Below are 8,188 nucleotides of genomic sequence, written 5' to 3' on the forward strand. Positions count from 1 at the left end.
GCAGGAACGGCTGGGCCATGTGCCGCCGATGGTGGTGCCGGCGATTGCCGAGGCGTTGAACCTCTCGCGTGCCGAGGTGCATGGGGTGATCAGCTACTACCACTTCTTCCGCAGCACGCCGCCGGGCCGGCATGTGGTGCAGGTCTGCCGGGCCGAGGCCTGCCAGGCCTGCGGGGCCGACGAGTTGCTGGCCGAGGCCGAGGCCTTGCTGGGCTGCAAATCCCATGAAACCCGCAGCGATGGCGCGGTGACGCTGGAGCCGGTGTTCTGCCTGGGCCTGTGCGCCTCCTCGCCCGCCGTGCAGGTGGACGACCAACTGCATGCCCGCATGACCCCCGCCCGGCTGCGCCAGCTCGGCGAGCAACTGGAGATCCTGGCATGAACACCGCAGTCGCTCCTGTCACCGTTTACGTGCCGGCCGATTCGGCGGCGCTGGCCGCTGGCGCCGACGCTGTCGTCACCGCGCTGCAGACCGGCTGCGCCCAGCGCGGCCTGGCCATGGCACTGGTGCGCAACAGCTCGCGCGGCATGTTCTGGCTGGAACCCTTGGTGGAGGTGGCCACGCCGGCTGGCCGTGTGGCTTATGGCCCGGTCACGCCGGAAGACGTGCCTGGCCTGCTCGACGCCGGCATGCTGCAGGGCGGCGCCCATGCGCTGCGCCACGGCATCACCGAGCAAATTCCCTTCTTGGCCCTGCAGGAGCGCCTGACCTTCCGCCGCATGGGCGTGACGGACCCGCTCTCGCTGAGCGACTACGCCGCCCACGAGGGCTGGGCCGGCCTGCGCCGCGCCGTGACGCTGGACAGCGCCGCGCTGGTCCATGAAGTCACCCATTCGGGCCTGCGCGGCCGAGGTGGTGCCGCCTTCCCGGCCGGCATCAAGTGGAAAACCGTGGCGGGGGCGGTCTCGGTGCAGAAGTACGTGGTGTGCAATGCCGACGAAGGCGACTCCGGCACCTACTCCGACCGCATGACGATGGAGGGCGACCCCTACATGCTGATCGAGGGCATGACCATCGCCGCGCTGGCGGTGGGGGCCACCATGGGCTACGTCTACATCCGCTCCGAGTATCCGCACGCGGTGGCCGTGATGAGCGAGGCCATCGCCCGCGCCACCGCGGCCGGCTTCCTGGGCGACGATGTGCTGGGCAGCGGCAAGCGTTTCCACCTGGAGGTGCGCAAGGCCGCGGGCGCCTACGTGTGCGGCGAAGAGACGGCGATGCTGGAAAGCATTGAAGGCCGGCGCGGCATCGTGCGCGCCAAGCCGCCGCTGCCGGCGCTGCAAGGCCTGTTTGGCCAGCCCACGGTGATCAACAACGTGATCACCTTCGCCAGCGTGCCCATCATCTTCGCGCGGGGTGCCGATTTCTACCGCGGCTACGGCATGGGCCGCTCGCACGGCACGCTGCCGTTCCAGCTGGGTGGCGACATTCGCCAGGGCGGCCTTGTCGAAAAGGCCTTCGGCCTGACGCTGCGCGAGCTGCTCTACGGCTTCGGTGGCGGCACCCGCAGCGGCCGGCCCATCAAGGCGGTGCAGGTGGGTGGCCCGCTGGGCGCCTACGTGCCCGAATCGCAGTGGGACGTGCCCATGGACTACGAGGCCTATGCCGCGATGGGCGCGGCGCTGGGCCACGGCGGCATCGTGGTGCACAGCGACAAGGCCGACATGGCCAAGCTGGCGCGCTACGCGATGGAGTTCTGCGCGCTGGAGAGCTGCGGCAAGTGCACGCCATGCCGCATCGGCTCCACCCGTGGGGTCGAAGTGATCGACCGCATCCTGGTGGGCCGCCATCGCGAGCAGCAGGTCGAACTGCTGCGCGAGCTTTGCGACACGATGCTCCACGGCAGCCTGTGCGCCATGGGCGGGATGACCCCTTATCCGGTGCTGTCTGCCCTGAATCACTACCCTGAGGACTTCGGTCTGGTGCCGGCCACTGCCGCCGCGCCCGATCCGCAGCTCGCCTGATCCGCGCTGCCGGATCACCCGCCCCATCATTGCCTGCACCCGAGGACCGCCATCATGCTGAACCACCTCAAGACAGAGATCGATTTCGGAACCCCTGCGCGCGAGTCCGCGCAAGAGGTCACGCTGAACATCGACGGTTACCCGGTCAAGGTGCCCAAGGGCACCTCGCTGATGCGGGCTGCCGTGGAGGCCGGCATCCAGGTGCCCAAGCTCTGCGCCACCGACAGCCTGGAGCCCTTCGGCTCCTGCCGGCTGTGCCTGGTGGAGATCGACGGCCGGCGCGGCTTCCCCGCCTCCTGCACCACGCCGGCCGAGCAAGGCATGGTCGTGCGCACCCAGACGCCCAAGCTGCAGCAGCTGCGCAAGGGCGTGATGGAGCTGTACATCTCCGACCATCCGCTGGACTGCCTGACCTGCAGCGCCAACGGCAACTGCGAGCTGCAGGACATGGCCGGCGTCACCGGCCTGCGCAATGTGCGCTACGGCGTGGCTGGCAAGGAGGTCGACGGCATTTCCGGCGCCCACCATTGCGACACGCCGCAGGACACCTCCAATCCCTACTTCACCTACGACGCCAGCAAGTGCATCGTTTGCAACCGCTGCGTGCGGGCGTGTGAGGAAACCCAGGGGACTTTCGCGCTGACCATTTCCGGCCGGGGCTTCGAGAGCCGCGTCTCGCCGGGCCAGGACCAGCCTTTCATGGACAGCGAGTGCGTTTCCTGCGGGGCCTGCGTGGAAGCCTGCCCGACGGCCACGCTGCAGGAAAACAGCATCATCGAGCTCGGCCAGCCCGAGCACAGCCTGATCACCACCTGTGCCTATTGCGGCGTGGGCTGTGGCTTCAAGGCCGAGATGAAGGGCAACACCGTGGTCCGCATGGTGCCCTGGAAGGACGGCAAGGCCAACGACGGCCACAGCTGCGTCAAGGGCCGCTTCGCCTGGGGGTACGCCACCCATGCAGACCGCATCACCACGCCGATGATCCGCAAGAAGATCAGCGACCCGTGGCAGCCCGTCAGCTGGGACGAGGCCATCGGTTACGCCGCGTCGGAGTTCAAGCGCATCCAGGCCGCGCACGGCAAGGATTCGGTGGGCGGCATTACCTCCAGCCGCTGCACCAACGAAGAAACCTACCTGGTGCAGAAGCTGATCCGCGCGGCTTTCGGCACCAACAACGTCGACACCTGCGCCCGGGTCTGCCACTCGCCCACCGGCTACGGCCTGGGCCAGACCTTCGGCACCTCGGCCGGCACGCAGACCTTCAAGTCGGTCGAGCAGTCGGACATGATCCTGGTCATTGGCGCCAACCCCAGCGATGCGCACCCGGTCTTCGCCTCGCGCATGAAGCGCCGCCTGCGCGAAGGCGCCAAGCTGGTGGTGGTCGATCCGCGCAAGATCGACCTGGTCAGCTCGCCCCATGTGCGGGCCCAGCATCATCTGGCGCTGCGCCCGGGTACCAACGTGGCCATGATCTCGGCGCTGGCCCATGTGGTGGTCACCGAAGGCCTGGTCAACGAAGCCTACGTGGCCGAGCGCTGCGACACCAAGAGCTTTGCCGAATGGCGCGAATTCGTCGCCCGGCCGGAGAACTCGCCCGAGGCGCTGGAAGCGGCCACCGGCGTGCCGGCGGCCGAGGTGCGGGCTGCCGCGCGGCTGTATGCCGCCGGCCCGAATTCGGCCATCTACTACGGCCTGGGCGTCACCGAACACGCGCAGGGCTCGACCATGGTCATCGGCATTGCCAACCTGGCCATGGCTTGCGGCATGGTGGGCCGCGAGGGCGTGGGCGTGAACCCGCTGCGCGGCCAGAACAACGTGCAGGGCAGTTGCGACATGGGCAGCTTCCCGCATGAGCTGCCGGGCTACCGCCACATTTCCGACACCACGGCCCGCAACCTGTTCGAGGCGGCCTGGGGCGTGGAGCTCAGCCCGGAGCCCGGCCTGCGCATTCCGAACATGTTCGACGCCGCCCATGAGGGCAGCTTCCTGGGCCTGTACTGCCAGGGCGAGGACATCGTGCAGTCCGACCCCAACACCCAGCACGTGGCCGATGCGCTGAGCCGCATGGAATGCATCGTCGTGCAGGACATCTTCCTGAACGAAACCGCCAAGTACGCCCACGTGTTCCTGCCCGGGTCTTCGTTCCTGGAGAAGGACGGCACCTTCACCAATGCCGAGCGCCGCATTTCCCGCGTGACCCAGGCCATGCCGCCGCTGCCGGGCCTGGCCGACTGGGAGGTCACCGTCAAGCTCTCGAACGCCCTCGGCTACCCCATGGCTTATGCATCGCCCGAGCAGGTGATGGACGAGATCGCGATGCTCACGCCCAGCTTTGCCGGCGTGAGCTACGAGAAGATCGAGCGCCTGGGCAGCGTGCAGTGGCCCTGCAACGACAGCACCGAAGAAGCCGGCACCTCCATCATGCACCGCGAGAAGTTTGTGCGCGGCAAGGGCAAGTTCATCGTCACCCAGTACGTGCCCAGCGAGGAAAAGGTCACCCGCAAGTACCCGCTGCTGCTGACCACCGGCCGCATTCTGAGCCAGTACAACGTGGGTGCGCAGACCCGCCGCACGCCCAACAACCAGTGGCATGACGAGGACAGGCTGGAGATCCACCCGCACGACGCCGAGGAGCGCGGCGTGCGCGCTGGCGACTGGGTGGGCGTGGAAAGCCGCGCCGGCCACACGGTGCTGCGCGCGGTGCTCAGCGAGCGCATGCAGCCGGGCGTGGTCTACACCACCTTCCACTTCCCGGAGTCCGGCGCCAACGTGATCACCACCGACGCCTCCGACTGGGCCACCAACTGCCCCGAGTACAAGGTGACGGCGGTGCAGGTGATGCCGGTGGCGCAGCCCTCGGAATGGCAGCGGGGCTACGCCGAGTTCAACCAGACCCAACTGGACTTGCTGGACCAGGCGCGGCGCGCGGAGGTCATCGGCAAATGAAGACCTTCACCGCCGTTTCCCTGTCCGCCGTCCCACCCTGTGGACATTCAGAAAGCGCGCCTCATGGACGTTGAACACCTGGTGCACATGGCCAACCAGATCGGCCAGTTCTTCCAGGCCCAGCCCGACCGGGCCGAGGCGCTGGACGGCATTGCCACCCACATTCGCAAGTTCTGGGCGCCGCGCATGCGCCACGCCTTGGCGCGGCACATCGAGGCCCGGGCCGAAGGCGGCGCGGAAGACGGGCTGCTGCCCATCGTGCGCGACGCCTTGCAGGTGCGCGCAGACGTGCTCGATTGAGCGCCTTGGTGCGCGCACCTGCGCAAGCCGGGGTTGGCGTTTGCGCGCAGAATCTGCCGCCAGCATGAGCGACGATTTCTCTCCCCATCTTCTTTCGCCGGCCGACGATTCCCTGCCGCCTCCCACGGTGCCTGTCACCGTGCGGCGCGTGCGCCAGGGCCGACCGCTGGACCACGCTGATTCCGATCAGGTGGCCACCGAAACCCCGGTCGCCCTGGTCTTCAACGGCATCTCGCATGCCGTGATGATGGCCACGCCGGCCGACCTCGAAGCCTTTGCGCTGGGCTTTGCGCTTTCCGAAGGCTTGCTGCTGTCGCCAGCCGAGTGCCATGGCATTGACGTGATCGCGAACGCGCAAGGTGTCGAGGTCCAGCTCGAAGTGGCCGCCGCCGCCGAAATGCGGCTGAAGGATCAGCGCCGCACGCTGGCCGGCCGCACAGGCTGCGGCCTGTGCGGCATTGACAGCCTGACCCGGTTGGACCTGCTGCCCGAACGCCTGTCGCCACCCGCGTGGCTGGCCGCGCTGCCACCGGCCACGGTGTTGAAGGCTTTCACCCAGATGCCCGCGTTGCAGCCGCTGAACGCGCTGACCGGCGCGCACCACGCCGCCGGCTGGGCCACGCGCGAGGGCGAGCTGCTGCAGGTGATGGAAGACGTGGGCCGCCACAACGCGCTGGACAAGCTGCTGGGCAGCCGGGTGCAGGCAAGGTTGCCGATGGACGACGGCTTCATCGTGATGTCCAGCCGCGCCAGCTACGAGCTGGTGCGCAAGTGCGCCCGGCTGGGCGTGCCGCTGCTGGCTACCATCTCGGCGCCGACCTCGCTGGCGGTCGACATCGCCCGCCAGGCCGGGCTGCAGCTCTACGGCTTTTGCCGTGGCGAGCAGGCGGTGCGCTACGTGCCGTGAACGGCCTGTCGCGCACCGGCAAGCTTGCTCAGTGGGTGCTCAGGAACACAGCGGGTGCTTGCACCACGGTGCCGCAGCGGTCCGCCAGCGTGACCGTGACCTTGTTGACACCCGGCTGGAACAGGTCGCTCAGGTCCACCGGATTCAGCGGATAGGCGTCCTGGCAGCCGCCGCTGAAGTCGTACGAAAAACTTTGCTTGGTGCCGTCCGGTCGCACGACGTGGACGGTGATCACATCGTCCACGTAGAAGGTGCCGGTACCGTCGGCAGCGCCTGAGAGCATCACCTTGCCCTGCTGGTAGCCGAAGCTGAAGGTGGTCTTGAAGAAGTTCTCGCCTTGCTTCTTCACCGGGGTGGACGGGATGCCGGCGGTGATGCCGACGCTGGTCAACGGCGTGCTGGCCTGGGCGAGGAGGGGGCTCAGCGCAATTGCGGCAAGCAGGGCGGGAATCGCAATGAATCTGGACATGGGGGTGGGTCTCTGCGTCTGAATGTTGGAAAAGCTGGGTGGCGCGAGGCAGCCGTTTTCATCCGTCACTTCGGGCGCCACTGGGCGATGCCCATGCTAGGCAGCCCGCGTAGTCAAAGCGTAGTCAGCGCGCGAGGCTCGCGCCTTGACGGCGTGCTGCGCGCTGCAGCTCGCGCACGGCTGGCAGCAAGCCAGTGGCGCCCAGCCGCACGGCCAGGGTCTCGGCCTCCATGAGCAGGCATTCGGCGGCTTGGGTCTCGCCAGACTTCAGTTGGCACAGCGCCAGCAGTCGCAGCAGCTCAGGTTCGCAGAAGTGATCCAGCCCACTGCGCGCGTCTTCCAGTGCCAATGTCAGCTCCGCCTGGGCGGCCTGGATTTCACCGGCTTGCAGCAGGGCGCTGCCAAGGATCCAGCGTGCCGTGGTCGAGCCTGCCCGGTAGGCCATGCGCATTTGCTGGGCGGCCTGCAGCCCCTCGGCCGCCACGCCGGGCGCGCCCTGGCAGGCCCGCGCCCACAGCACGAACAGCCGGTTCAAACCGCGCCAGAGCGGGAAACCGAAGCGTTCGGACAGCATGCAGGCTTCACCCGAGACGGTCAGCACCCGCTCGGTGTCGCCCAGGCACCAGTGCACGGCTGCCGCAAGGCTGAGGCTGAAGCACAGCGCGTGGGCCCGGCCGGCTTGGCGGGCCAGGCCCACGGTTGCATCGGCCAGTTGCCTGGCCTCCTCGGGCCGCCCCAGGAACCACAAATTCCAGCTTCGCACGGAGGCGCTGAGCAACGCTGCGTCGTCTTCCATGCAACGGCGGCGTTGCTCGGGTGACAACCCGCTGGCCAGCTCGGCGGCGCGCTGCAGGTGGTGCATTGCGTCGGCCAGTTCGCCGTGCCAGAACTGGGAGTTGCCCATGGCGAAGCAGGCCATCAGCATTTCGGCTGGGTCCTGCGCCGTGTTGACCAAGCCCCGCGCGTGGTCCAGGCCCAGGCTGCGGCCCTGCGAGCCTGCGCCCATGTACAGCCCCGACAGGGCGCGAAAACGCAGCCGTCGCCGTTCGGCCGTGTCGCCATCGCTGGCCTGCAGGGCCTGCAGGACCTCGCCGTAGGTGGCGTGCGCCAGCGGGGAGCCATAGCCCTGGCACATCATGGTGGCCTGGGCATGCTGCAGGCGAAGGTGAAGCAGCAGGTCTTGCGGCGGGGCGGCGCCCGGCTGCTCGCCGAGCTGCAGGGCGCGGGCGTAGTGGCGCATGGCGTCCTGTGCGAACTCCTGTGTCAGTGCCGTATCGCCGGCCTCGGCCCAGCGGTCTCGTGCTTCGGCCCAGCGCTCGGCGCCTTCCAGGTGCGAGGCCAGTTCGGCGGGCGGGGTCGACGGTTGCATGTGCAGCAAGGCGAGTTGGCGGCCATGCAACTCGCGGCGGGTGGCGCGCGGCAGGCTGTTTTTCGCGGCTTCGTGGATCAGGCCATGCCGGAACGCATAACCCTGTTCGCCCCGCGCCTCTGCCGGTATCAGCAGCTGCAGCGCCAGGGCCTGGGCCAGGACGGGCGCGAGGTCCGGTTCGTCGGGCAGCAGTGCGGCCAGCGCCGTGGCGCTGAACTGCGGCCCGAGCACT

The 8,188-nt window shown here is 68.4% G+C and carries 7 protein-coding genes; 5 read left to right on the forward strand and 2 right to left on the reverse strand.

Features of this window, described 5'->3' with window-relative positions; translation table 11 throughout:
- The 5 genes from FKP22_RS14320 to fdhD all read left to right on the forward strand — a co-directional run.
- A partial coding sequence (locus FKP22_RS14320; RefSeq protein WP_141288154.1) for an NAD(P)H-dependent oxidoreductase subunit E occupies window positions 1-382 on the forward strand: 382 nt, incomplete at its 5' end.
- Window positions 379-1,965 (forward strand): formate dehydrogenase beta subunit, encoded by a 1,587-nt coding sequence (locus tag FKP22_RS14325; protein WP_141288155.1) that lies wholly within the window; start codon window positions 379-381, stop codon window positions 1,963-1,965. The genes FKP22_RS14320 and FKP22_RS14325, both read left to right, overlap by 4 nt.
- 54 nt (window positions 1,966-2,019) lie before the next feature.
- On the forward strand, window positions 2,020-4,911 hold the full coding sequence (gene fdhF / locus FKP22_RS14330) for a formate dehydrogenase subunit alpha (RefSeq protein ID WP_141288156.1): 2,892 nt from the start codon (window positions 2,020-2,022) through the stop codon (window positions 4,909-4,911).
- Between the two features lie 63 nt (window positions 4,912-4,974).
- Complete coding sequence (locus tag FKP22_RS14335) at window positions 4,975-5,211, forward strand: formate dehydrogenase subunit delta (protein WP_141288157.1); 237 nt, start codon at window positions 4,975-4,977, stop codon at window positions 5,209-5,211.
- A gap of 64 nt (window positions 5,212-5,275) precedes the next feature.
- Complete coding sequence (gene fdhD, locus FKP22_RS14340) at window positions 5,276-6,118, forward strand: formate dehydrogenase accessory sulfurtransferase FdhD (RefSeq protein WP_141288158.1); 843 nt, start codon at window positions 5,276-5,278, stop codon at window positions 6,116-6,118.
- Between the two features lie 28 nt (window positions 6,119-6,146).
- Here fdhD and FKP22_RS14345 read toward each other — a convergent pair whose 3' ends face one another.
- Window positions 6,147-6,587 carry a hypothetical protein gene (locus tag FKP22_RS14345; protein WP_141288159.1) on the reverse strand — a complete coding sequence of 147 codons (441 nt, stop codon included), beginning with the start codon at window positions 6,585-6,587 and terminating at the stop codon, window positions 6,147-6,149.
- A 124-nt stretch (window positions 6,588-6,711) separates the two neighbouring features.
- Window positions 6,712-8,188 (reverse strand): ATP-binding protein (locus FKP22_RS32065; RefSeq protein ID WP_170200906.1); only part of this gene is annotated, 1,477 nt, incomplete at its 5' end.

The organism is Ideonella azotifigens, from assembly GCF_006519715.1.
GTDB classification, from domain to species: domain Bacteria; phylum Pseudomonadota; class Gammaproteobacteria; order Burkholderiales; family Burkholderiaceae_C; genus Ideonella; species Ideonella azotifigens.

Excerpts from the sequence above, each read along its gene's own strand:
- FKP22_RS14345 (WP_141288159.1), bottom strand. The coding sequence starts at position 6,587 with ATGTCCAGATTCATTGCGATTCCCGCCCTGCTTGCCGCAATTGCGCTG.
- fdhF (WP_141288156.1), top strand. The coding sequence starts at position 2,020 with ATGCTGAACCACCTCAAGACAGAGATCGATTTCGGAACCCCTGCGCGC.
- fdhD (WP_141288158.1), top strand. The coding sequence starts at position 5,276 with ATGAGCGACGATTTCTCTCCCCATCTTCTTTCGCCGGCCGACGATTCC.
- FKP22_RS14325 (WP_141288155.1), top strand. The coding sequence starts at position 379 with ATGAACACCGCAGTCGCTCCTGTCACCGTTTACGTGCCGGCCGATTCG.
- FKP22_RS14335 (WP_141288157.1), top strand. The coding sequence starts at position 4,975 with ATGGACGTTGAACACCTGGTGCACATGGCCAACCAGATCGGCCAGTTC.